General features: G+C 71.2%; 17 protein-coding genes and 1 pseudogene. 6 read left to right on the top strand and 12 right to left on the bottom strand.

The features are described 5' to 3' along the window. The first annotated feature begins 117 nt into the window (after positions 1 to 117). The 3 genes and pseudogenes from D6270_RS22210 to D6270_RS22220 all read left to right on the top strand — a co-directional run bounded on the left by D6270_RS22210 (position 118) and on the right by D6270_RS22220 (position 4,085). Positions 118 to 1,439 (top strand): annotated as a pseudogene (locus D6270_RS22210) (PhoH family protein). Positions 1,440 to 1,830: 391 nt separating this feature from the next. Then, positions 1,831 to 2,553 (top strand): aggregation-promoting factor C-terminal-like domain-containing protein, encoded by a 723-nt coding sequence (locus tag D6270_RS22215; protein ID WP_109163848.1) that lies wholly within the window; start codon positions 1,831 to 1,833, stop codon positions 2,551 to 2,553. Between the two features lie 119 nt (positions 2,554 to 2,672). Continuing rightward, positions 2,673 to 4,085, top strand: a complete 1,413-nt coding sequence (locus D6270_RS22220) for an AI-2E family transporter (protein WP_109163847.1) — start codon at positions 2,673 to 2,675, stop codon at positions 4,083 to 4,085. An 82-nt stretch (positions 4,086 to 4,167) separates the two neighbouring features. On the opposite strand, the gene D6270_RS22225 is transcribed toward D6270_RS22220, so the two are convergent. Together D6270_RS22225 and D6270_RS22230 are read right to left on the bottom strand one after the other, a co-directional pair. Then, on the bottom strand, positions 4,168 to 4,701 hold the full coding sequence (locus tag D6270_RS22225; protein WP_109163846.1) for an alkyl hydroperoxide reductase: 534 nt from the start codon (positions 4,699 to 4,701) through the stop codon (positions 4,168 to 4,170). A gap of 10 nt (positions 4,702 to 4,711) precedes the next feature. Continuing rightward, positions 4,712 to 5,266, bottom strand: a complete 555-nt coding sequence (locus D6270_RS22230) for a peroxiredoxin (protein ID WP_109163845.1) — start codon at positions 5,264 to 5,266, stop codon at positions 4,712 to 4,714. Between the two features lie 133 nt (positions 5,267 to 5,399). Here D6270_RS22230 and D6270_RS22235 point away from each other — a divergent pair, with 133 nt between their 5' ends. Continuing rightward, on the top strand, positions 5,400 to 6,389 hold the full coding sequence (locus D6270_RS22235) for a hydrogen peroxide-inducible genes activator (RefSeq protein WP_109163844.1): 990 nt from the start codon (positions 5,400 to 5,402) through the stop codon (positions 6,387 to 6,389). Between the two features lie 54 nt (positions 6,390 to 6,443). Here D6270_RS22235 and D6270_RS22240 read toward each other — a convergent pair whose 3' ends face one another. From D6270_RS22240 to D6270_RS22260, 5 genes are all read right to left on the bottom strand, one after another. Then, on the bottom strand, positions 6,444 to 8,846 hold the full coding sequence (locus tag D6270_RS22240) for an FtsX-like permease family protein (protein ID WP_109163843.1): 2,403 nt from the start codon (positions 8,844 to 8,846) through the stop codon (positions 6,444 to 6,446). Then, complete coding sequence (locus tag D6270_RS22245; RefSeq protein ID WP_109163842.1) at positions 8,843 to 9,529, bottom strand: ABC transporter ATP-binding protein; 687 nt, start codon at positions 9,527 to 9,529, stop codon at positions 8,843 to 8,845. The genes D6270_RS22240 and D6270_RS22245 overlap by 4 nt, the downstream gene beginning before the upstream one ends. Beyond that, entirely contained in the window at positions 9,526 to 10,050 is a 525-nt protein-coding gene (locus tag D6270_RS22250) for a PadR family transcriptional regulator (RefSeq protein ID WP_109163841.1), read from the bottom strand. Before D6270_RS22250 ends, D6270_RS22245 begins: the two co-directional genes overlap by 4 nt. Before the next feature lie 88 nt (positions 10,051 to 10,138). After that, positions 10,139 to 10,402, bottom strand: a complete 264-nt coding sequence (locus D6270_RS22255) for a type II toxin-antitoxin system antitoxin (protein ID WP_109163840.1) — start codon at positions 10,400 to 10,402, stop codon at positions 10,139 to 10,141. Next, positions 10,399 to 11,370 carry an SPFH domain-containing protein gene (locus D6270_RS22260; RefSeq protein ID WP_109163839.1) on the bottom strand — a complete coding sequence of 324 codons (972 nt, stop codon included), beginning with the start codon at positions 11,368 to 11,370 and terminating at the stop codon, positions 10,399 to 10,401. The genes D6270_RS22255 and D6270_RS22260 overlap by 4 nt, the downstream gene beginning before the upstream one ends. 240 nt (positions 11,371 to 11,610) lie before the next feature. On the opposite strand from D6270_RS22260, the gene D6270_RS22265 reads away from it, so the two are divergent. Next, complete coding sequence (locus D6270_RS22265) at positions 11,611 to 13,842, top strand: transglycosylase domain-containing protein (RefSeq protein WP_109163838.1); 2,232 nt, start codon at positions 11,611 to 11,613, stop codon at positions 13,840 to 13,842. Between the two features lie 77 nt (positions 13,843 to 13,919). On the opposite strand, the gene D6270_RS22270 is transcribed toward D6270_RS22265, so the two are convergent. From D6270_RS22270 to D6270_RS22280, 3 genes are all read right to left on the bottom strand, one after another. Beyond that, positions 13,920 to 15,812 (bottom strand): SpoIIE family protein phosphatase, encoded by a 1,893-nt coding sequence (locus D6270_RS22270; protein WP_109163837.1) that lies wholly within the window; start codon positions 15,810 to 15,812, stop codon positions 13,920 to 13,922. A 367-nt stretch (positions 15,813 to 16,179) separates the two neighbouring features. Further along, complete coding sequence (locus D6270_RS22275; RefSeq protein ID WP_109163836.1) at positions 16,180 to 16,866, bottom strand: cytidylyl-2-hydroxypropylphosphonate hydrolase; 687 nt, start codon at positions 16,864 to 16,866, stop codon at positions 16,180 to 16,182. A gap of 96 nt (positions 16,867 to 16,962) precedes the next feature. Next, the gene (locus D6270_RS22280) at positions 16,963 to 18,378 is read right to left on the bottom strand and encodes a class II fumarate hydratase (RefSeq protein ID WP_109163835.1); all 1,416 of its coding nucleotides are present in this window, start codon (positions 18,376 to 18,378) and stop codon (positions 16,963 to 16,965) included. 107 nt (positions 18,379 to 18,485) lie between these two features. On the opposite strand from D6270_RS22280, the gene D6270_RS22285 reads away from it, so the two are divergent. Next, positions 18,486 to 20,045: a ricin-type beta-trefoil lectin domain protein gene (locus D6270_RS22285; RefSeq protein ID WP_109163834.1), complete on the top strand. Its 1,560-nt coding sequence runs from the start codon at positions 18,486 to 18,488 to the stop codon at positions 20,043 to 20,045. 50 nt (positions 20,046 to 20,095) lie between these two features. Here D6270_RS22285 and D6270_RS22290 read toward each other — a convergent pair whose 3' ends face one another. Together D6270_RS22290 and D6270_RS22295 are read right to left on the bottom strand one after the other, a co-directional pair. Then, a complete protein-coding gene (locus D6270_RS22290) occupies positions 20,096 to 21,400 on the bottom strand; it encodes a M18 family aminopeptidase (RefSeq protein ID WP_109163833.1) in 1,305 nt (434 codons plus the stop codon). Between the two features lie 523 nt (positions 21,401 to 21,923). Further along, on the bottom strand, positions 21,924 to 23,600 hold the full coding sequence (locus tag D6270_RS22295) for a fumarate hydratase (protein ID WP_109163832.1): 1,677 nt from the start codon (positions 23,598 to 23,600) through the stop codon (positions 21,924 to 21,926). Positions 23,601 to 23,684 lie beyond the last annotated feature (84 nt).

The following is a 23,684-nucleotide window of genomic DNA, read 5'->3' on the forward strand; positions in this document are numbered from 1 at the left end:
GGAGGCCGTGGTCCGGCCCGAGCACAAGGGCCCGATCCCGGTCCGTCCTCTCCCTTCGGGAAGCTCCGCGACCGTTCGTCGCACTCCCCGACCTCGTCCGAGGGGGTACGTCCTTCCGTGGTGACCAGTAGCAAGCGCCGCATGCCCGACAGGCGCACATACGTTCTCGACACCAGCGTCCTGCTGGCCGATCCCGGAGCCATGGCCCGCTTCGACGAGCACGAAGTCGTGCTGCCGATCGTCGTGGTCACGGAGCTGGAGGCCAAACGGCACCATCCGGAGCTCGGATACTTCGCCCGGCAGGCCCTGCGCCTGCTGGACGACTTCCGGATCCGGTACGGCCGGCTGGACGCCCCGATCCCCCTCGGGGATCTGGGCGGGACGCTCCGCGTCGAACTCAACCACTCCGACCCCGGCATACTGCCCGCCGGGTACCGGCTGGGGGACAACGACTCACGGATTCTCGCGGTCGCCCGCAACCTCCAGGCGGAGGGGTACGACGTCACGGTCGTCTCCAAGGACCTGCCCCTGCGGATCAAGGCCTCCTCGGTCGGCCTCCTCGCCGAGGAGTACCGCGCCGAGCTGGCCATCACCGACTCCGGCTGGACCGGGATGACCGACCTCTCCCTCTCGGGGAGCAGGTCGACCTGCTCTTCACCGAGGAGACGCTCTACGTCCCCGAGGCCGCCGAGCTGCCCGTCCACACCGGGCTGGTCCTCCAGTCCGAGCGCGGCAAGGCGCTGGGCCGGGTGACGGCCGAGGGCAATGTGCGGCTCGTGCGGGGCGACCGGGAAGCCTTCGGCATCCACGGCCGCAGCGCCGAGCAGCGGATCGCCCTGGACCTGCTGCTCGACCAGGAGGTCGGCATCGTCTCGCTGGGCGGCCGGGCCGGTACCGGCAAGTCGGCGCTCGCCCTCTGCGCCGGCCTGGAGGCGGTGCTGGAGCGCCAGCAGCACAAGAAGGTGATGGTCTTCCGCCCGCTGTACGCGGTGGGCGGCCAGGAGCTCGGCTATCTCCCCGGCAGCGAGGCCGAGAAGATGAGCCCCTGGGCGCAGGCGGTCTTCGACACGCTCTCGGCGGTCGCCGGGCGCGAGGTCATCGAGGAGGTGCTGGGGCGCGGGATGCTGGAGGTCCTGCCGCTCACCCACATCCGCGGCCGCTCGCTCCACGACGCGTTCGTGATCGTGGACGAGGCGCAGTCCCTCGAACGGAACGTGCTGCTGACCGTGTTGTCCCGGATCGGGGCGAATTCCCGTGTGGTGCTCACCCATGACGTGGCCCAGCGGGACAACCTCCGGGTCGGCCGGTACGACGGAGTCGTCGCCGTGGTCGAGAAGCTGAAGGGTCATCCGCTCTTCGCCCATGTGACGCTCACACGTTCGGAGCGTTCGCAGATCGCCGCACTGGTGACCGAAATGCTGGAGGAAGGGCACATCTGACCTGCATGTCCTGTTGATGCCGCCCGGGTGAGCCAAGGAGCTTAGCCGGGCGGCATCGTGTTGCGCCGTCATTTCCGCGAAACCGATGGCCCAAACGGGGTGTGACCTTTCCCACGCAACACAGAATTGCCCTGTGGCATCCCCGTCCGGCAGAGTCTTGCTTCCGTCAGGCCCCGCATACGGCACTTGGGTACCTCCAGAGGTGCCACGCACCACACAACTCCACACGAGACGCCCGTATGCCGCCCGCGAGTACCACGCGGCGACCTCCTCGACAGGGGTTGCCCAACGGGCCCGTGCCTCCCGTGACCCACGCAGTAGGGAGGCCAGCGTCAGGGGCACGAACGCGCCCGCGAGGTCACCTAAGCGGACGATGCTGGAAGGACACCATGTGAGCCGGATCTCGGTCCGGGGGTTCGCCGTGGCATCTGCCACCGCGGTCACCACCGTTGGCGCCGTCGTAGGCGTTGCTGCGGGCGGCGCACCTGCCGCCGACGACAACAACTTCGAGGCTGCCGCAGCCGACACCACGCTGCTCGCAGACATTCCCGCGGGCCAGCAGGCCCAGGTCCAGACCGCTTCGCTGACGCAGCAGGCCGATGCCCAGGCATCCGCCGCCGACGCCGCCGCGAAGAAGTCCGCCGAGGAGTCCGCCCGCCTCCAGGCCGCCAAGGACGCCAAGTCCAAGAAGGCGGACGCCGAGGCGAAGGCGGAAGCCGAGCGCGAGGCCGCGGAGAAGGCGAAGAAGGAGAAGGAGGCCTCCGAGCGCGCCAGCCGGTCCTCCGTCCGCGACGCCTCCTCGTTCTCCGCGCAGGGCTCGTACACCGTGGCCCAGGTGCAGGCGATGGCCCGCCAGATGGTCCCCGCGGACCAGTTCCAGTGCTTCAGCAACATCGTGAACCACGAGTCGACCTGGAACTACCGGGCGACCAACGCGTCCTCCGGGGCGTACGGACTGATGCAGGCCCTCCCGGGCCACAAGATGGCCTCCGCCGGCGCCGACTGGCAGTCCAACCCGGCCACCCAGATCAAGTGGGGCCTCAGCTACATGGACGGCCGCTACGGCTCCCCGTGCGGTGCCTGGTCCTTCTGGCAGGCCAACAACTGGTACTAGGCCCGACCGGCCTTCCGAAGCCCCCCACCGCGAGCGCGGTGGGGGGCTTCGCGCGTGTACGGTCGCATCCGGCGAACCTGGCAGCGCTGGGGAGCGAAGTTGGGGGAAGGGAAAGAGACATGTCAAAACTGCCAGGCTGGCTGGACCGCTTCGGGTCCGAACTGACGGAACTGGGCGCGCGCCTGGAAGAGCGCCGGTCGCGCGCTCACGGCGACGACGACCCCCAAGGCCCCACCGGGCCCCCGGACGCCGAGGACCCCGGCCAGGTCCCCGCGCCGCCCACGTACGCCCCCTCCGTCTCCGCCAAGCCCGATCCGGTCGCCGCGATTCCGTGGGGGATGCGGGTGGCGGCCGAGGCAGGGTGGCGGCTGCTCGTCCTCGCCGGGACGCTCTGGGTCCTGATGCAGGTGATCACCGCCGTCCAACTGGTCGTCCTCGCCTTCTCGGCGGCCCTGCTCGTCACCGCGATGCTCCAGCCGACCGTCGTACGGCTCAAGCGGTACGGGCTGCCGCACGGGCTCGCCACCGCGGTGACGGCCGTGCTCGGGTTCGTCATCATCGGTCTGGTCGGCTGGTTCGTCGTGTGGCAGGTCATGGACAACCTCGACACGCTCTCCGACCGGGTCCGCGACGGCATCGACGAGTTGAAGCGCTGGCTGCTGGACAGCCCCTTCCACGTCACCGAGTCGCAGATCAACGACATCGCCAAGAACCTCAACGACACCATCGGCACCAACACGGAGGAGATCACCTCCGCCGGGCTCCAGGGCGTCACCTTCATGGTGGAGTTCCTCACCGGCCTGCTGCTGGCCATGTTCTCCACGCTCTTCCTGCTCTACGACGGCCGGCGCATCTGGGAGTGGTCGCTGAAGCTGGTGCCCGCCGCGGCCCGCCCCGGTGTCGCGGGCGCCGGGCCGCGCGCCTGGCGCACCCTGACCGCCTACGTGCGCGGCACGGTGCTCGTCGCCCTGATCGACGCCATCTTCATCGGTCTCGGCCTCTACTTCCTCAATGTGCCGCTCGCGGTGCCCCTGGCCGTCTTCATCTTCCTGTTCGCCTTCATCCCGCTCGTCGGTGCCGTCGTCTCCGGAGCGCTGGCGGTGGTCGTCGCGCTGGTCACCGAAGGGGTGTGGACCGCGCTCTGGGCGCTGGTGGTGGTGCTGGCGGTGCAGCAGATCGAGGGCCACATCCTCCAGCCGTTCATCCTGGGCCGGGCGGTGCGGGTCCATCCGCTGGCCGTGGTCCTCGCGGTGGCGACGGGCGGCCTGGTCGCGGGCATCGGCGGTGCGGTCGTCGCCGTACCGCTGGTCGCGGTCACCAATACGGTGGTCGGCTATCTACGGTCCTACGGAGCGCCCCGGGCGGTGGGCGGCCAGCACGGGGCCACCGCCCTGGGGGTCGCGCCGACCGGGCCGCCGGCCGCCCCGGACGCGGTGCTCGAAGGGCCACCCGCCGAGCCCGTCACCCCGGTCGTGTTCCCCGACCCGCCGGAGGGCGGGGGGTCCTCGCCGGACGAGCCGCCGCAGAAGTAGACGTACGGCGGGACAGGGAAGAGCCCCGGGGACGGTCGGTCGTCCTCGGGGCTCTTCCACGATCAGGATTGGTGCGGGGTGACTACTCGGCGAGTACGGCCTCGGCGTCGAGGGTCACACCGACCGCCTGGATCACCGAGGCGACCTTGACGGCCTCCTGGATGGTCTCGCGGTCCACACCGGCCTTGCGGAGCACCTGCTCGTGGGAGTCCAGGCACTGGCCGCAGCCGTTGATCGCGGAGACGGCGAGCGACCACAGCTCGAAGTCGACCTTCTCCACGCCCGGGTTGCCGATGACGTTCATCCGCAGGCCCGCGCGGAGCGTGCCGTACTCCGGGTCCGACAGCAGGTGCCGGGTCCGGTAGAAGACGTTGTTCATCGCCATGACGGCGGCCGCCGACTTCGCCGCGGTGTACGCCTCGGGCGACAGGTTGGCCTTCGCCTCCGGCTCCAGCTCACGGAGCACCTTCGGCGAGCGCGAGGCGATCGCGCAGGCCAGCACGGTGCCCCACAGCTGCTGCTGGGGGAGGTCGCTGTTGCCGATGACCGAACCGAGGTTCAGCTTCAGGTCCTTGGCGAAGTCCGGTATGGCGGACTTGAGTTCATCGAGAGCCATGGGTATCAGCTCACTCGCCCGAGAGGAGCGCGACCGGGTCGAGGGTGTTCTCGCCCTTGGTCCAGTTGCACGGGCACAGCTCGTCGGTCTGGAGCGCGTCGAGGACCCGCAGGACCTCCTTGGGGTTACGGCCCACGGAACCGGCGGTCACCATCGTGAACTGGATCTCGTTGTTCTGGTCGACGATGAAGACGGCGCGCTGCGCGAAGCCGTCCTCGCCCTCGATGCCGAGGTCACGCATGAGCTCGTGCTTCGAGTCGGCCAGCATCGGGAAGGGCAGGTCGGTCAGGTCCGGGTGGTCCTTGCGCCAGGCGTGGTGCACGAACTCGGAGTCACCGGAGAAGCCGAGGACCTGCGCGTCGCGGTCGGCGAACTCCTCGTTCAGCTTGCCGAAGGCGGCGATCTCGGTGGGGCACACGAAGGTGAAGTCCTTCGGCCACGCGAAGACGATCTTCCACTTGCCCTCGTAGGTCTTGTGGTTGATCTGCTCGAACTCCTTGCCGCTCTCCAGCGAAACACAGGCGGTCAGGTCGAACGTGGGGAACTTGTCACCAACAGTGAGCACGCGCTCTCCTTGCAGCGTCTGGAAATCCCCTTTTGGGAGAGTTCCTGAGGGTTGGACGAGATCCACCTTGGCACAGAGTGCATTGATCAGTGAAATAGCTACACTCGGTCGCGATGATCGGAGGTGCCTATCAGTGGCGCAGGGAAAACAGGGCATACGCCCGAAGCAGTCCGGTAAGTCGGCCGCCAGGCAGCCCAGTCTGTCGCAGCTCCGCGCCTTCGCGGCGGTGGCGGAACATCTGCACTTCCGGGACGCGGCGGCAGCAATCGGGATGAGTCAGCCGGCACTCTCCGGAGCCGTCTCCACCCTGGAGGAGGCACTGGGTGTCCAGCTCATCGAGCGTACGACGCGCAAGGTGCTGCTCTCACCCGCCGGCGAGCGGCTCGCGGTGCGGGCCGGGGCTGTGCTGGAGGCCGTCGCCGCGCTGATGGAGGAGGCGGAGGCGGCCCGCGCCCCGTTCACCGGAGTGCTCCGGCTCGGTGTGATTCCGACCGTCGCCCCGTATCTGCTGCCCACCGTGCTCCGGCTGGTCCACGACCGCTATCCGGACCTCGACCTCCAGGTCCACGAGGAGCAGACCTCCTCCCTGCTGGAGGGGCTCGCCGCCGGACGCCTGGACCTGCTCCTCCTCGCCGTGCCGCTCGGGGTCCCCGGGGTCAGCGAGATCCCGCTCTTCGACGAGGACTTCGTGCTGGTCATGGAGCAGGAGCACTGGCTCGGCGGCCGTGCCGACATCCCGCGCGAAGCGCTGCGGGAGCTGCCGCTGCTCCTCCTGGACGAGGGCCACTGCCTGCGCGACCAGGCCCTCGACATCTGCCGGGAGGCCGGGCGTACGGAGGGGGCGCCGGTCACCACGACCGCCGCCGGGCTCTCCACGCTGGTCCAACTGGTCGCGGGCGGGCTCGGGGTGACGCTCCTGCCACGCACCGCCGTCACGGTGGAGACCGCCCGCAACGACGCCCTGGCCACCGGCCACTTCGCCCACCCGGCCCCCACCCGGCGGGTGGCGCTGGCGATGCGGACCGGCTCCGCGCGGGGCGGCGAGTTCGAGGAGTTCGCCGCCGCGCTGCGCGGGGCGATGAAGCCGCTCCCGGTGCGGGTGGTGGACGAGCCCCACGGATGAACGGAGGCCGGTGTGGCGAGGAGGCTTCCCTCCCGCCGCACCGGCCCCGCTCCGCTACTCCGTGCGCAGCCCGTCCGGCCGCATCAGCCGCCACAGCGAGGGCAGCGACAATGCCGTCACCAGCAGGATCAGCCCAGCCCCCGCCCCGGTCAGCGGCAGGAAGAGCCACCAGTCGGAGACGCTCTTCTCGATCATCCAGGTGAGCGTCGCGCCGAGCCCCAGCCCGCCCGCGACCGCCACCACGAGGCCGAGGACCACCGGGATCGCGGTCTGCCACAGGACCGACCAGCTCAGCGTCGTACGCCGGGTGCCGAAGGCGACCAGCACCGACAGCAGCCGCTTCCGCTCGCGCAACTGCTCCAGCTGGGAGACCAGCATCGAGGCGGCGATCAGCAGCAGCACCACGGTCGCCCCGACCTTGAGGCCGGTCTGGATGCTCTCGTACTGCCGGTCGCGCTCCACCGAGTCGAGGGTGACGAAGCGCATGGCGGGGTCGATCCGGGCCGCCGTGTTGCGCACGTGCTCGGCGACGTCCGGCACGCTCCGGTCGACCCGGATCTGGGCGGTGATCTGCGCGCCGGGCAGCGTGCCCGCGTCGATCGCCCCGGTGGTCGCCATGATCCCGTAGTGCGGGTCGCCCATCGGGTCGGTGCGGCCCTGCACGGTCGGGGAGCCGGCGGGCAGAGTCCACCGCACCGGCTTCCCGCCTCCGGAGCCGATCTCGACGACCTTGCCCTTGCGGGCCGTCTCGTCGATCCAGTCGGACATCTCGCGGTCACCCGGCGGGTGGACGACGAACGTGTCGCCGTCCTGGCAGGCGCCGATCCGGGCCAGTTCGCGCAGGGTGGCGCAGGTGCCGACGGTCAGCGAGGTGGTGGGCGGGATGTCGTCGTCGGCGTAGACGCCCGGCTTGGACGCGTACGCCTCCACCGAGCCGATGACGGCCTCCACGCCCTTGGTGGCGCGGAACTGCGCGATGGCCGAGGTGGCCGCCTCGCCCGTGACGTTCTCTGAGTACCCGGCGAACTGGGCCCGCGTGGGGTCCTGGCCGGTCATCCGGTTGAAGTCGGCGTTCATCGCGGCGAACATCATCTGCAACGCGACCGCTCCCGCCACCGCCACGGTGACCCCGCTGACCGCGCGGGACGCGGCCCCGCTGCTCAACTGGAGCCTGCGGGTGGCGAGCTGCCAGGGGACCGGGCCGCCCCGCAGCCGGCTCACGCACGCCTCGACCAGCCACGGCAGCAGCAGGGCGAGCCCGACCAGGACGAGCACGGCACCGGTCGCGATGAAGTACGGGTTCAAGGGCGCGTACTCGTAGGTGCTGACCCGGCCCGTGGAGGCGAGCACCACCAGCCCCGCGACCGGCATCAGCAGCCGCCACCAGAGCCGGCGGCCCCGGTCGCGGCCCCGGCGTACGACGCCGAGCGGCTCGATCGCCACGGAGCGCATCGCGACCAGCGTGACGAGCACGGCGGTCAGCGGCACCGCCACGGTGATCAGGGCGGCGAGCAGCGGATCGGGCACCAGGTCCGCCGGGAACGCGGTGACGTCCCAGATCTCCACCGAGCCCGCGAACTGCCGTCCCACCACGAAGAAGACCAGCCCGGCCAGCAGCCCGAGGACCGCTCCGAACAGCGCCTCCCCGGCGGCGATCCGCCGGGTCGTGCGGATGTCCGCGCCGACCAGGCGCAGCGCGGCGAGTCTGCGGTCACGGCGCTCGCCGCCGAACCGCACGGCGGTGGCGATGAAGATGGCGACCGGCACCAGCAGGACGACACAGACCATGACGGTGAGCATGACCAGCAGCGGCGACAGCGGTGCGGCCTCGCGGGTGTCCCCGTACCCGGCGATCCGGTGGCCGCCCGAGGCGAGGGTCAGGGTGTCGTTGCCCGCGTAGTAGCGGAGTTCGTTCGGAGAGCGCAGCCCGATGTCGCCGATCGTGCCGGTGATCTCGTACGGGAGCCGCTCGCGCAGCAGTTCGTTCCCGGGGGCGGCCAGCAGCTCCTTGAGGGCGGGGGAGACCACCATCTCGTCCGCCCCGGGGAAGCGGTCGACACCCGGCGGGCGGGCCGGAGCCGTACCGTCGGCGCGCACCAGGTATCCCGCCACGGACTGGCTGTGGTACTCGGTGCCCGAGTCGGCCACCACCACCGAGGTGTCGGACTTCGGGGCGTTCGCGCCGGGCGTGTCGGAGATCCGGGCCTCCTTGCGCGCCTGGTCGCGCCCGTTCCGTTGGTCCAGCATGTGCGGCACGGACGAGGCGAGCAGCAGCAGGGCGACCCCGAGGCCGACGCCGACCGCCGTCAGCAGCGTACGGATCCAGCCCTCGCGGCCTCCGGCGGCGGCGAACCGGATGCCGAGGCCGAGGTCCCGGAGGGTGGCCGCGCCCCGCGCGGGCGGCTTCGGGCGGTCCTCCTCGGCGGCCGGAGCGTGACGGGAGTGGAGCAGCGTCATACGGCGTGCTCCAGGTCGCGGGCCCGGCCGTCGCGCACGGTGACGTCACGGTCGGAGTAGGCGGCGACCCGGGCCTCATGGGTCACCAGGACGACTGCCGCGTTGGAGGAGCGGGCCGCCTCGGTCAGCAGCTCCATGACCCGCTCGCCGTTGAGGGAGTCCAGGGCGCCGGTCGGCTCGTCCGCGAAGATCACCTTCGGTGAGCCGGCCAGGGCGCGGGCCACGGCGACGCGCTGGCCCTGGCCGCCGGAGACCTCGCCGGGCCGCTTGGCGCCGAGGCCGTCGACCTCCAGGCGCTCCATCCACTCCCGGGCGGTGCGCTCGGCGGCCTTCCGCTTCACACCGTTGAGCCGCAGCGGCAGCGCCACGTTCTCCACACAGGTCAGCTCCGGCACGAGCTGGCCGAACTGGAAGACGAACCCGAAGTCGCTGCGGCGCAGGGCGCTGCGCTCGGCGTCCGACATCGCGGAGAGCTCGCGGCCGGCGTAGGTGATGGTGCCGGAGTCCGGGGTGATGATCCCGGCCAGACAGTGCAGCAGGGTCGACTTGCCGGAGCCGGAGGGGCCCATCACGGCGACGACCTCGCCCGGGTGGACGGAGAACGAGGCACCGTCCAGGGCGGGCGTCGCACCGTAGGTCTTGCGCAGGTCGTGCGCGGCCAGCAGGGAGCCGTCGGGGATCACGGGGCCACCACCTCGGCGAGCTGGCCGAGGCGCGCTGCGGTCAGCTCCAGCCAGCGCAGATCGGCTTCCAGATGGAACAGGGCGTGGTCGCAGATGAGTTGGTCGGCGAGGTCGCCCTTGCGCTTGCGGTCGGTGAGGACGCGCATCATCCGCAGGTGCTCCGAGCGCTGGGAGTCCAGCAGGTCGGAGGCGCTGCGGTCGGTCAGGAGCGCCAGGACGACCTTGGTGTAGAGCGTCGACTGGAGGTACGGCTCCGGCTTCTCGGGCTGCATGAGCCAGCGCGAGACGTCGGTGATCCCGGCGTCCGTGATGGCGTAGCGCTTGCGCTCGGGCCCCCCTTCGCTCTCTATGCCGTCGACCTCGACGAGCCCGTTCTTCAGGAGGCGGGACATCGTCGAGTAGACCTGGCCGTAGTGGAGCGGGCGGTCCTGGCCGAACTTCTCGTCGAAGGTCCGCTTGAGGTCGTAGCCATGGCGGGGGCCGGATTCCAGGAGCCCTAGGAGGGTGTGGCCGATAGACATGAGGAGCACTCTACACGGTGTGTATACCTGGCGTGTATACGGGTTCGAAAAGCGTCCCTGGCCGGCGATCGCGGGCCAGGGGCGCTCTCTACGCGTCGGGAGCCGGCTCCTCCGGCGGTCGTTTCGGCGGCCTTCCCCGGCGGGCGATCGGCGCCGCCGACCCCGGCAGCCGCCCCGCCTCCTTCAGCGCCCGGCGCAGCAGGAACTCGATCTGCGCGTTGGCGCTCCGCAGCTCGTCGGAGGCCCAGCGGGCCAGCGCGTCGTGCACCGCGGGGTCCAGCCGCAGCAGCATCTGCTTGCGCTGCTGCGGCCGGGGGGCCGGGGTCCGCCGGGGCGGGGGCTGGTCGGTCACTGGTAGAGGCTGCCCGTGTTGAGGACCGGCTGGGCCGCGCGGTCACCGCACAGCACCACCATCAGATTGCTGACCATGGCCGCCTTCCGCTCGGAGTCCAGCTCCACGATGTCCTGCTCGGCGATCCGGGTCAGGGCCATCTCGACCATGCCCACCGCGCCCTCGACGATCTGCTGGCGGGCCGCGACGACCGCGCCGGCCTGCTGGCGCTGGAGCATGGCGGAGGCGATCTCGGGGGCGTACGCGAGGTGGCTGAAGCGCGACTCGATGATCAGGACGCCCGCCGCCTTCACCCGGGCGGTCAGTTCGACGGCCAGCTTCTCGGTGATCTCCTCCGCGTTGCCGCGCAGCGAGAGGCCGTCCTCCTCGTGGGCGTCGTACGGGTACTCGATCGCGATGTGCCGGACTGCCGCCTCGGTCTGGGTGGCGACGAACTCCAGGAAGTCGTCGACCTCGAAGAGGGCCTGGGCGGTGTCCTCGACCTTCCAGACGACGATGGCGGCCAGTTCGATCGGGTTGCCGTAGGCGTCGTTGACCTTGAGGACGGCGGTCTCGTGGTTGCGGACCCGGGTGGAGATCTTGCGGCTGGAGGTCAGCGGGTTGATCCAGCGCAGCCCGTCGGCGCGGATGGTGCCGACGTACCGGCCGAAGAGCTGGATGACCCGGGCCTCGCCCGGAGCGACCATCTTCACACCGCTCATGCAGAAGAACGAGGTGATCACCAGGAGCGCCCCGAGGATGAAGAGCGGGACGCCGACGGCGTTGTTTCCGCCCGCCCCGATCACGCCGCCGACGATGGCGAGTCCGACCCCGGCGAACACCCCGAGCACCGTGAGCAGCAGTCCGAGTCCGCCCGGGATGGAGTGCGCGGTGACCTCCCTGACCTGCGGCTCGGGCATGTCGGGGGCGTCGATGTCGAGTGCGGCCGCCGAAGCGTCCGGGCGGTGGTCGTCGTGCTGTCCGGGCATGGGGTCCCCCGTTTCGTGCGGCTGCTGCCGCGCTATCAATGTGATTTCACATTAACGGTTCTCGCAACCTTGCGCACCCTCCAGGAGTCGGTTCCCAGGGGAACGGGTGCTGATTGTCACGTCCGGAAAGGACCGGATCGCTTGCCTTTCGTCTCTGCCGACGGTGTTAGCTGGCAGGTCTGAACGGAATCGGGTGAACCGAGCGAGCCGGTCGAGCAGAGAAGCGGGAGCAACACAGCGATGGGTCGAGCGGATGCGCGACGAGCCCGGGCGCAGGAGTCGCGCCGGGCTGCGAAGAGCGGTGGCATACGCAGACTCTTCACGTGGAAGAAACTGCTGGGCACGTTCCTCGGGATCGTCCTCCTGGGCATGGGCGCCTTCCTCGCCCTCTACCTGTACGTCCCCGTACCCGCCCCCAACGCCATGGCGGAGCGGCAGAGCAACGTCTACCAGTACAGCGACGGCACCGTGCTCGCCCGGTCCAACAGCGGCGTCAACCGGCAGATCGTCGACCTGGCCCAGGTGCCCAAGGAGGTGCAGCACACCTTCGTCGCCGCGGAGAACAAGACCTTCTACGAGGACGACGGCATCGACCTCAAGGGCACGACCCGCGGTCTGATCAACACGCTCAGCGGCAAGGGCAAGCAGGGTGGCTCGACCATCACCCAGCAGTACGTGAAGAACTACTACCTGACGCAGGACCCCACCATCAGCCGCAAGCTCCGCGAGCTGGTGATCTCGCTCAAGGTCGACCAGAACCAGTCCAAGAGCCAGATCCTCGCCGGGTACATCAACACCGCCTACTACGGGCGCGGCGCCAGCGGCATACAGGCGGCCGCCCAGGCGTACTACGGCGTCGACGCCAAGGACCTGAACGTCTCCCAGGGCGCCTACCTCGCCTCGCTCCTCCAGGCCCCCAGCCAGTACGACTGGGCCACCGCCACCGACACCGGCAAGCGCCTGGTCAAGGACCGCTGGTCCTACACCCTGAAGAACATGGTCGAGATGGGCTGGCTCTCCGAGGCGGACCGCGCCAAGCAGGAGTTCCCGGTCCCGCAGAAGCCCAAGCCCGCCAAGGGCATGGAGGGCCAGACCGGCTACCTCGTCGAGGCGGTCAACAAGGAACTCGACAAGCAGGGCATCTCCGCCGAGGACCGGGAGGCCGGCGGCTGGACGTTCACCCTCACCATCGACAAGAAGCGCCAGCAGCAGCTGGAGAAGTCGGTGGACAAGGAGCTGGAGTCCCAGCTGGACCGGGAGGGCAACAAGATCGACGCCACCGTCCAGGCCGGCGCGACCTCCGTCGACCCGAAGACCGGCAAGGTCCTCGCGATGTACGGCGGCGAGGACTACGTCAAGCACTACGTCAACAACGCCACCCGCCAGGACTACCAGCCCGCTTCCACCTTCAAGCCGCTGGTGCTCGCCGCCGCCCTGGAGAACGACTCAAAGACCCAGGACGGCAATCTGATCGGGCTGAACACCGTCTACGACGGCACCAGCAAGCGGCCCGTCGTCGGCAGCGAGACCCCGTTCAACCCGCAGAACGAGGACAACCGGAGCTACGGCCCGATCTCCGTCCAGAGGGCGATGAACAGCTCGGTCAACTCCGTCTTCGCGCAGATGATCGTGGACGTGACGCCCGCCGCCACCAAGCGGACCGCGCTCGCCCTCGGCGTACCGGACAAGAACTTCCCCGAGCGCCCCGCCGTCACCCTCGGCACCATGAACGCCTCCACCTGGGACATGGCGGGCGTCTACGCGACCCTGGACAACCACGGCCGCAAGGTCACCCCGCACATCCTCCAGTCCGCCGAGCACCGCGACCGTACGGTGAAGCCGGAGGCGGCCAAGAAGGAGCAGGTGATCAGCCGCGCGTCGGCCGACACCGTGACCTCCGCGCTCACCGGCGTCGTCAAGTCCGGCTCCGGCAGCGCGGCCAGCACCTCCGCCTACCAGGCGGCGGGCAAGACGGGCACCTCGGAGGAGAACAAGTCGGCCTGGTTCGCCGGGTACACGCCCGAACTGACCACGGTCGTGGCCCTCTTCGGCGAGTCGCCCAAGGGCGGACGGCAGGTCTCCCTCACCGGTACGGCCAACTCCGGCCGCGCCAACGGCGGTGGCTTCCCGGCCCGGATCTGGGCGGACTACACCCTCGGCGCCCTCGGCGGCGGCTCGGACGCCAGGTTCGACCTCCAGGACGTGGAGCGCGGCGAGGTCCCGCCCCCGCCGACCCCCTCCGAGACGCCGTCGGAGGAGCCCACCCCGTCGGAGAAGCCCACGCCGTCCGAGACGCCCTCCAAGACCCCGAGCGAGACGCCCAGCGAGACTCCGCCCACGACGTCGGCCCCGCCGACCATCACGCCGCCCACCGTCCCGCCCACCAAGAGCCCCGAGCTGCCGCCCCCGCCCGGGGAGAGCGACGGGCAGCCGGGCGAGCGGCCCGGTGGTGGCGGACTCCTGGGGCAGTGACCGCGCGCGGATGACCCGCGTACGACGGAGAGGGGCGGTGCCGGAGTCGGCACCGCCCCTCTCCCACGTACGTCAGGTCAGCTGCGCGTCGCCATCTCGAACCAGACGACCTTGCCCGTCGACAGCCGCGTCGCGCCCCACCGGCGGGCCAACCGGTTGACCAGGAACAGCCCACGGCCGCCCTCGTCGGTCTCCCGGGCCCGGCGCTGGCGGGGCAGCTGCGGGGAGTCGTCGCCGACCTCGCAGCGCAGGATGTCCGTCCGCAGCAGGCGCAGCGTCACCGGCCGCTCCGCGTAGCGGACCGCGTTGGTGACGACCTCGCTGACGAGCAGCTCCACCTCGTCGGACATCTCCTCCAGGCCCCACCGGCTCAGCGCCCGCCGGGCCAGTCTGCGGGCCCGGCCCGGGGCCGCGTCCTCCGGCTCCAGATACCAGTACGCCACATCGCTCGGCGCGATCCCGTCGAAGCGGGCGGCCAGCAGCGCGATGTCGTCGTCCCGGTCGCCCGGGCCCAGCATGTCGAGCACGTCGTCGCAGAGGGCCTCCAGGGGCGGGGAGTGGTCGTCCCCGGTGAGCTGCGCGGTCGCCGCGAGGCGCTCCCGCAGCTGTTCGATGCCGGTCCACACGTCCCGCAGCCGGGACTCGACCAGGCCGTCGGTGTACAGCAGCAGCGTGGCACCGGCCGGGGCGTCCAGCTCCACGGCCTCGAAGTCGACCCCGCCCACCCCGATCGGGGCGCCCGGCGGCACCCGCAGCACCTCGGCCCGGCCGCCCAGGTGCAGCAGCACGGGCGGCGGGTGGCCGGCGTTGGCGATGGTGATCCGGTGCGCGACCGGGTCGTACACCGCGTACAGGCAGGTCGCCATGCGGTCGCTGCCGAGCCGCTGCGCCTGCTCGTCCAGGTGGTGCAGCACCTCCTGCGGCGGCAGGTCCAGCTGGGCCAGGGTCTGGGCGGTCGTGCGGAGCTGGCCCATGATCGCGGCGGAGGTCATGGAGTGGCCCATGACGTCGCCGACGACGAGCGCGACCCGGCTGCCGGGCAGCGGGATCGCGTCGTACCAGTCGCCGCCGACCCGGGCCGTCTCGGCCGCCGGGAGGTAGCGCGAGGCGAGGCGTACGCCGGTGGGCTGGGGGAGCGAGTCGGGGAGCATCGTGCGCTGGAGCTCGTCGGCGATGTAGGCCTCGCGCCCGTACAGCACGGCTTTGTCGATCCCGAGCGCGGTGTGCGTCGCCAGCTGGGCGGCGACCAGCAGATCACTGGCCTCGAACGGGGGCCGCTCGGTGGACCGTACGAAGACGGCCGCGCCGATCACCCGGCGCCGGCCGCGCAGCGGGGCCAGGATCGCGCGGTGGCCGGTGGGGACCGGCCGCCCGGGGCCCAGCAGTTCGGGCAGCGCCGCCCGGGCCGCCGCCGAGTCGCCGAAGACCGGCCGCACCCCGCGCAGCACCTCCGCCAGCGCGCCGCCCGCCCGCACCTCGCACAGCTCGGCGGCGGGCATCAGGTCGGCCGTCGGGTCGCTGAGCAGCGGCCGCAGCCGCTCCGTCTCCGAACCGGTCTCGCCGCCCTCCTCGTCGGTGTGGCGGAGCCGGTCGGAGCGGCGCAGCCGCAGCACGAACGGGCTCACCGGCCGCTCGTCGCCGACCGGCAGCGGGTCGCGCAGATAGACCAGGATCGCGTCGGAGAACGTCGGCACGCTCGCCCGGCACAGCCCCAGCACGATCTCGTCCAGGTCGATGCCCCGGGCGATCCGCCGGGTCGCGGCCCCGACGAAGCGCAGCCGGTCGCCCTCGCGGCGGGTGGCCGCCTGGGCCTCGGCGACGGCGGGTCCGGGGTTCGGTGCGCCGGCCGGCGACGGGATCGCGGCAGCGGCGGCCGCGGCAGCCGCGTCCTGCTGCCGGGGCCGGGTGCGCTCCTGCTGCCGCGCCGCGAGAGGCTGCCGGCCTTCGTGGGAGGTGGGGTGCTCCGTCACGCGTGGGATTCCGTCCGTCCGGGCCGGTTGTATGAGGCAGTCACCTCGTGGGGCGCCACTGTGCCCCGGCGACCGCGATGAGGACAACGGCTGTCTGCGGATGCCCCGGCACGCGGGGCCGAAACCGAACGTCCGCGAGATGGCCGGAGGGCGACGTTCCGCACGTGCGCCGGTCTGTTCGCGGTGAGGCGGCAGCGGGCAGCGAGCACGTCTCCACCCCCTCGTGGTGGTCCTGCGACCGAACGGTCCGTCCGGGTCCGTGGCCCGTCGTACCGCACGACCGGTGCGATGACTTGTGGTCAGATCCGGTGTGTCCCTCAGGGAGCCGGGCCTGCCGACCGGACCCCCGGGGGGTGCGTCCAGGGTCTCACGACGGCATATGGGCAGGGGTGCGGTCCCAGTCATCCGGCAGTGGTGGAACCTGCCACCGGGGATCGGGCCGCCAGTGCTCCCAGCCGTCGCGGAAGGGCGAGCCCCACGCAGAGATCACCTCGACGGCGGCCCGGCCCGCCTCGCGCACCCCGGCGGCCGTCGCCGGGTCCATCAGACCGACGTGCTGCGCCTGGGCGAACTCGTCCTCGTCCAGCCACTTCCAGCTCCGGTCCGGGTGCACGGAGATGTCGAGAAAGTGATCCTCGGAATCCACCCCGCCGGACCACCGGACGCGGGGCTCCTCCAGGTTCACGTACCAGTTCCTGAAGAGCCAGCCCCGGTCCCAGAACAGCCAGACCGACCACGGGTCCCCGGGCCGGGCCAGCTTCAGCACCCCCGAGCCGAACCAGGTGGAGCGGGCCGTCGTGCGCGGCGCGGTGTAGCGGGTGGCGAGCGGTTCGGCGTGCACCTGCGTGCCGTCGGCCAGGACCGGGCGTACGCATTCGGTGCCGGGAGCCATCCAGACGGCGAGCAGCTCGGCGGTGTCCTGGACGACGGTCACCGGGCGGCAGATGTGCACGGGCGGGGCCCCGGGCGCCCGGTGGGCCCGGCCGTTGTCGCGGTAGCGCCAGAGGATCTGGTCCCCCGGCGCCCAGCGTGCGCACTCTCCCGTACCTGTCATGGATGGATCTTACGGATCGTCCGCGCCGCCCCGCTGCGACTCAGGTCACCCGGGTGTGCCCAGGGGCTCCGGGTGACCCCCGCCGGGGCCGGTCCGTCACGGCCGTGTCATCCGCAACACGTCCAGCGCCGCGTCCAGCTGCTCCACGGTCAGATCGCCGCGCTCCACATATCCCGAGGCCAGGACGGTCTCGCGGATCGTGGTGCCGTCCTTGAGGGACTGCTTGGCGACCTTGGCCGCCTCCTCGTAGCCGATGTACTTGTTGAGCGGGGTGACCACCGAGGGGGAGGATTCGGCGTAGGCGCGGGCCCGCTCCACGTTGGCGGTGATGCCGTCCACCGTGCGGTCGGCCAGCAGCCGAGAGGCATTGGCGAGCAGCCGTACGGACTCCAGCAGGTTCTTCGCGATGACCGGGAGCATCACGTTCAGCTCGAAGTTGCCGGCCGCGCCCGCCGTGGCGACCGTGGCGTCGTTCCCCGCCACCTGGGCGGCCACCATCAGGACGGCCTCCGGGATCACCGGGTTGACCTTGCCCGGCATGATCGAGGAGCCGGGCTGGAGGTCGGGGAGGTTGATCTCGGCGAGGCCGGTGCGCGGGCCGGAGGCCATCCAGCGCAGGTCGTTGGAGATCTTGGTGAGCGAGACCGCGATCGTACGGAGCTGGCCCGAGGTCTCCACCAGCGCGTCCCGGGCCCCCTGCGCCTCGAAGTGGTCGCGGGCCTCGGTCAGCGGCAGCCCGGTGGCCGAGGCGACCTCGGCGATCACGGCGGCGGAGAAGCCGGGCGGGGTGTTGATGCCGGTGCCCACCGCCGTACCGCCCAGGGGGAGTTCGGCGAGCCGCGGCAGGGAGGCGCGCAGCCGCTCCACGCCGTAGCGGATCTGGGCCGCGTAGCCGCCGAACTCCTGGCCGAGGGTGACCGGGGTGGCGTCCATCAGATGCGTACGGCCGGACTTGACGACCTCCGCGAACTCGGCCGATTTCCGCCCCAGGGATTCCGCCAGGTGGTCCAGCGCGGGGATCAGGTCGGCGGTGACGGCGGCGGTGGCCGCGATGTGGATCGAGGAGGGGAAGACGTCGTTGGAGGACTGCGAGGCGTTGACGTGGTCGTTGGGGTGGACCTCGCTCCCCAGCCGCTCGGTGGCGAGGGTGGCGATGACCTCGTTGGTGTTCATGTTGGAGGAGGTGCCGGACCCCGTCTGGAACACGTCGACCGGGAAGTGCTCGTCCCAGCGGCCCGAGGCGACCTCGGCGGCGGCCTCCTGGATCGAGGCCGCGATGTCCGGATCCACCACCTCCAGCTCGGCGTTGACCCTGGCGGCCGCGCCCTTGATCCGGGCCAGCGCCTCGATGTGCGCCCGCTCCAGACGCTGCCCGGAGATGGGGAAGTTCTCCACCGCCCGCTGCGTCTGTGCCCGCCACTTGGCGTGGGCGGGGACCTTCACCTCACCCATCGAGTCGTGTTCGATCCGGAACCGGTCAGAGCCGGACGTATCTGCCGACGTGTCGGTCATCGTGTTTAAACCTCCTGCAAAAGATGAGCACGTGTCTTGTTCCATGTATTCCCAAGTCGCCTACCGGCCAGTAAATACCCGAGGTAACCACTCACCCGGGAGGCGCAATGAGGCGCACCAGGCTCAGACTCCGAGGGCTCCGCAGCCTTCGCCGGCTCCGCTGTACGGCCGCTGTCACCGCCGCGCTCGCGGTGGCCGCCACCACGATGGCGGTCGCCGGACCGGCCGGCGCGGCCGAGTCGGGTACCGGCACCAGCACTATCGCATCCACTCCTCTCCCGCCCGCGCTGGAAACGATCCGGGCGGCCGAGGCCACCCGGCTGTACGGCAGCCCCGCCGAACGGCCGCTCGCCGAGCGCAAGACCGGGCTGATCTCCCTGGGCGACAGCGAGATCTCCGGCGAGGGCGTCGGCACCTACGACCCCGGCACCAACGGGCCGGACAACTGGTGCCACCGCTCGCCGGAGGCCGCCATCCACCGCACGGGCATCGCGGCGGACGTCACGTACAACGTCTCCTGCTCCGGCGCCTATACCGGGAACATCAAGATCGGCGGAAACAAGCAGTACGCCGATGAGCTGGTCCAGAGCGACAGCCTCGCCATCAAGGCCCGCAACACCCGGATCAAGATGGTCGTCCTGGTCGCGGGCGCCAACGACGACCTCCAGTTCGGCCCGGTCATGACCGACTGCGTGGTCCGCTACATCACCCTCCAGGGCCCGTGCGAGCCCAAGTATGCGGACGGCTGGCAGGCCCGCGTCGACGCCCTGGTCCCCAAGGTCGAGGCGACCGTCCGCGATCTGCGTACGGTGATGACCGGGGCCGGGTACGCGAACAGCGACTACAAGCTCGTCCTGATGGGCTACCCGAGCCCGATCGGCCCGGACTTCTACGACAACCCGAAGTTCCCCGGCAAGCTGATCTGCGGCGGCCTGGGCTACGACTCCGACACCGTCTGGGGCCGCAACACCGCCGTGCCCGCCTTCCAGGTCGGCATGCGCAAGGCGGCCGCCTCCACCGGGGCCACCTACCTGGACAACTCCCGCCTCTTCCACGGCCACGAGGTGTGCAGCGAGGCCGCCTGGGCGCGCGGGCTCTACATCGACCTGGGCAAGCCCGGACTGCCCGACGAGAACTCCGTACGCCAGTCCTTCCACCCGAACGCGGCCGGCCACCGGGCCTTCGCCTCCTGCCTGACCCAGATCTATGACTCCGGGCTCCGCGAGGCGAGCTGCGCCGACCCGGCGAGCACGGGGAACCCGGTGCTCCAACGGGCGGCCTGGGACGATGTGTTCACCCCGGTGAAGAACGAGGCCACCGGCACCTGCGTGGACGTCCCCGCCTCGGTGACCCGTAACGGCACCAGGATCGGCGGCTGGGACTGCCACGGCGGCCGCAATCAGAACTGGTGGTACGACGGCGGTACGCAGACCCTGCGCACCGCGCTCAGCCACGACCGGTGCCTGGACGTCTCGGGCGCCAAGTACAACCCGGGCGCCACTCTCATCGTGTGGGACTGCGCGGGCGCGGCCAACCAGAAGTTCGTCCGCCAGGCGGGCACCATCCGCCCGGCGGCCGCGACCGGGCTCTGTCTGACGCTGGCGGGGGCCACCGACCCGCTGAAGCTCCAGACGTGCGACGGCAGCGCGAAGCAGCGCTTCGTGTAGGGGAGTTCCGGCGGTGGGTGGCGGCGTCGTCCGCCACCCACCGTCCGCCGTCAGCTCCCCGTCACCACCGCGCCCAGGATCGCCGCCAGATACGCCGGGTCCGCCACCCCGCACAGCTCGCGCGCCGAGTGCATCGAGAGGCCCGGCACCCCCACGTCCACCGTGGTGACGCCGAGGCGGGCCGCGGTGAGGGGGCCGATCGAGGTGCCGCACGGCATCGCGTTGTTGGAGACGAACGGCTGCCAGGGGGCGCCCGCCCGCTCGCAGGCCGCCGTGAGCATGGCGATGCCGGTGGAGTCGGTGGCGTACCGCTGGTTGACGTTCACCTTGACCGTCGGGCCGCCGTTGGGCAGCGGGCGGTGGTCGGGGTCGTGGCGCTCCGCGTAATTCGGGTGCACCGCGTGGGCCATGTCGGCGGAGACGCAGAACGCCCCCGCCAGGGCCCGCGACCAGTCCTCGTCGCTGCCGCCCCGGGCCGCGACCGAGCGCGAGAGCACCCGCTCCAGCAGCGGGCTCTGGGCCCCCGTCTCGGAACCGCTGCCGACCTCCTCGTGGTCGAAGGCGGCCAGCACCGGGACGAAGGACGGCTCGGTGACCCCGGTCGCGGCGTCCACCAGGGCGGTCACCCCGGCGTGCACCGAGACCTGGTTGTCCAGCCGGGACGCCACCACGAACTCCCGCTCGGCGCCCAGGTATCCGGGCTGCTGGATGTCGTGCAGCATCAGGTCCCAGCCCAGCACGTCCGCCGGGTCCTCCCCGGCCGCCGCCGCGACCAGCCGCAGCAGCTCGCCCTCGCGCGGGTCGCCGAGCGCCCAGATCGGGGCGATGTGGCGCTGCCGGTCCAGCGCCACCCCGTCGTTGACCGTGCGGTCCAGATGGATGGCCAACTGCGGTACGCGCAGGAGCGGTTCGTCGATCTGTACGAGGCTGCTGCGCGGGGTGCCGTCCGGTCCGCCGCGCAGCGCGAGCCGGCCGGAGATGCCGAGGTCCCGGTCCAGCCAGGTGTTCAGCGGGACCCCGCCGTAGATCTCCACACCGATCTGCCGCCACCCGGAGGAGCCGGTGTCGGGCGCGGGCTTGATCCGCAGGTTCGGCGAGTCCGTGTGGGTGCCGACGATCCGGAACGGGGTGTGCGCGGGCGCGCCCTCGGGGACATACCAGGCGATCAGCGCACCGGCCCGGCTGACGAAACAGCCGCCGGTCGCCCCGGTCCAGTCGTCCGTGCCGAGCAGCTCACGGAATCCGGCCTTCTCCAGGCGCTGGGCGGCGCTCGCGACCACGTGGTACGGCGAGGGGCTGGCGGCGATGAAGGCGAGCAGGTCGTCGGTGTGGCTGCGGTGGGGGGCCGGAGTCATTCGGCGTCCGCCTTTCCGGAGTTCGGCAGTGGCTGCGCGGCGAAGGGCCGCCGGGCTCCGTGGGGTGCCCGGCGGGCCAGGCCGGCGTCAGGCCGGTGGAGATTGTCAGGAACGTTCGATAACCCTTCGCGGCCGCCCCCGCGCGGCGCAAGCCCGCACGGCGGCGGGCTGCGGGAAAGCGGCGGTGCGGGACCGGCCATCGGCCCGCCGCCGTGGCCGGGGCCGCCGTGGTCCGGGCGGGGCGCGTTCCCTAACGCCTGTTGGCGCGGTGTCCGTTCGGGCGAGCTGACAGCGCCCCGGCCGTGCCGCGCGCATGCCCCTGGTGCGGCGCGGTGAGGGTGCGATGACGCCCGCCGGACCTGTTCCGGGCCCGACCGGGCAAGGGGTGCCCGCTGGCGCAAGATTGGCTTGATATCGACGTACGAGGGTCGGCTTCACGCCGGAACGCGCCGCGCACACCGCCCGAACGCGGCGGAGAGGGCGCCCGTTCGGACGCCCCCTCCGCACCGACTGCCGTCGCCGGTCAGCCCAGGCCCGGGCCCCGGACCGGAATGCTGGTGAACGTCGGCGCCGGGGCGGGCTCGGTGAAGAAGTCGTTGCCCTTGTCGTCGACCACGATGAAGGCGGGGAAGTCCTCGACCTCGATCCGCCAGACCGCCTCCATGCCGAGCTCCTCGTACTCGACGACCTCGACCTTCTTGATGCAGTCCTGCGCGAGCCGGGCCGCCGGGCCGCCGATCGAACCGAGGTAGAAGCCGCCGTGCGCACCGCAGGCGTCGGTGACCTGTTTGCTGCGGTTGCCCTTCGCGAGCATCACCTTCGAGCCGCCCGCCGCCTGGAACTGCTCCACGTAGGAGTCCATCCGGCCGGCCGTCGTCGGGCCGAAGGAGCCGGAGGCGTACCCCTCGGGCGTCTTCGCCGGGCCCGCGTAGTACACCGGGTGGTCCTTGAGGTACTGCGGCATCTCCTCGCCCGCGTCCAGGCGTTCCTTGATCTTGGCGTGCGCGATGTCGCGCGCCACGACCAGCGGGCCGGTCAGCGAGAGCCTGGTCTTGACCGGGTACTTGGTCAGCTCGGCCAGCACGTCGTCCATCGGCCGGTTGAGGTCGATCTTCACCACGTCCCCGGCCTCGTCGAGGTGCTCGTCGGTGGTGTCGGGCAGGAAACGGGCCGGGTCCTTCTCCAGCTGCTCCAGGAAGACGCCTTCGGCGGTGATCTTCGCGGTGGCCTGGCGGTCGGCCGAGCAGGAGACGGCGATGGCGACGGGCAGCGAGGCGCCGTGCCGGGGCAGGCGCACCACGCGCACGTCGTGGCAGAAGTACTTGCCGCCGAACTGCGCTCCGATGCCGATCTTCTGCGTCAGCTCGAAGACCTTCTCCTCCAGTTCCTTGTCCCGGAAGCCGTGCCCGGTGGGGGAGCCCTCGGCGGGCAGCTCGTCCAGGTAGTGCGCGGAGGCGTACTTGGCGGTCTTCAGCGCGAACTCCGCCGAGGTGCCGCCGACCACGATCGCCAGGTGGTACGGCGGGCAGGCCGCGGTGCCCAGCGAGCGGATCTTCTCCTCCAGGAACTTCATCATGGAGGCCTCGTTGAGGACGGCCTTCGTCTCCTGGTAGAGGAACGACTTGTTGGCCGAGCCGCCGCCCTTCGCCATGAAGAGGAACTTGTACGCGCCGCCGTCGGTGGCGTACAGCTCGATCTGGGCCGGGAGGTTGGAGCCGGTGTTCTTCTCGTCCCACATGGTCAGCGGGGCCATCTGCGAGTAGCGCAGGTTGAGCTTGGTGTACGCGTCGAAGATGCCGTGCGACAGGGCCTCCTCGTCACCGCCCTCGGTCAGCACGTTCTGCCCGCGCTTGCCCATGACGATCGCCGTACCGGTGTCCTGGCACATCGGCAGCACGCCGGCGGCGGCGATGTTGGCGTTCTTCAGCAGGTCCAGCGCCACGAACTTGTCGTTGGAGGAGGCCTCCGGGTCGTCCACGATCCGCCGCAGCTGCGCCAGGTGGGCCGGGCGCAGATAGTGCGAGATGTCGTGCATCGCCTCGGAGGCCAGCGTGCGCAGCGCCTCCGGGGCGACCTTGAGGAACGTACGGCCGTCGGCCTCGAAGGTGGAGACACCCTCGGCGGTCACCAGACGGTACGGCGTGGTGTCCTCTCCCAGAGGGAGCAGATCGGAGTACGCAAACTCTGGCATTACGGCCATTCCTCACTCGGCGACAGCGGCTGACCTCCCTTGGGCAGCGCATCAACCAGGGTAGAACGCCGCTTCCCGGCCGACCCTGTGAGG

Origin of the sequence: Streptomyces griseus subsp. griseus, assembly GCF_003610995.1 — a bacterium.
In the GTDB taxonomy this organism is placed as follows: Bacteria; Actinomycetota; Actinomycetes; order Streptomycetales; family Streptomycetaceae; genus Streptomyces.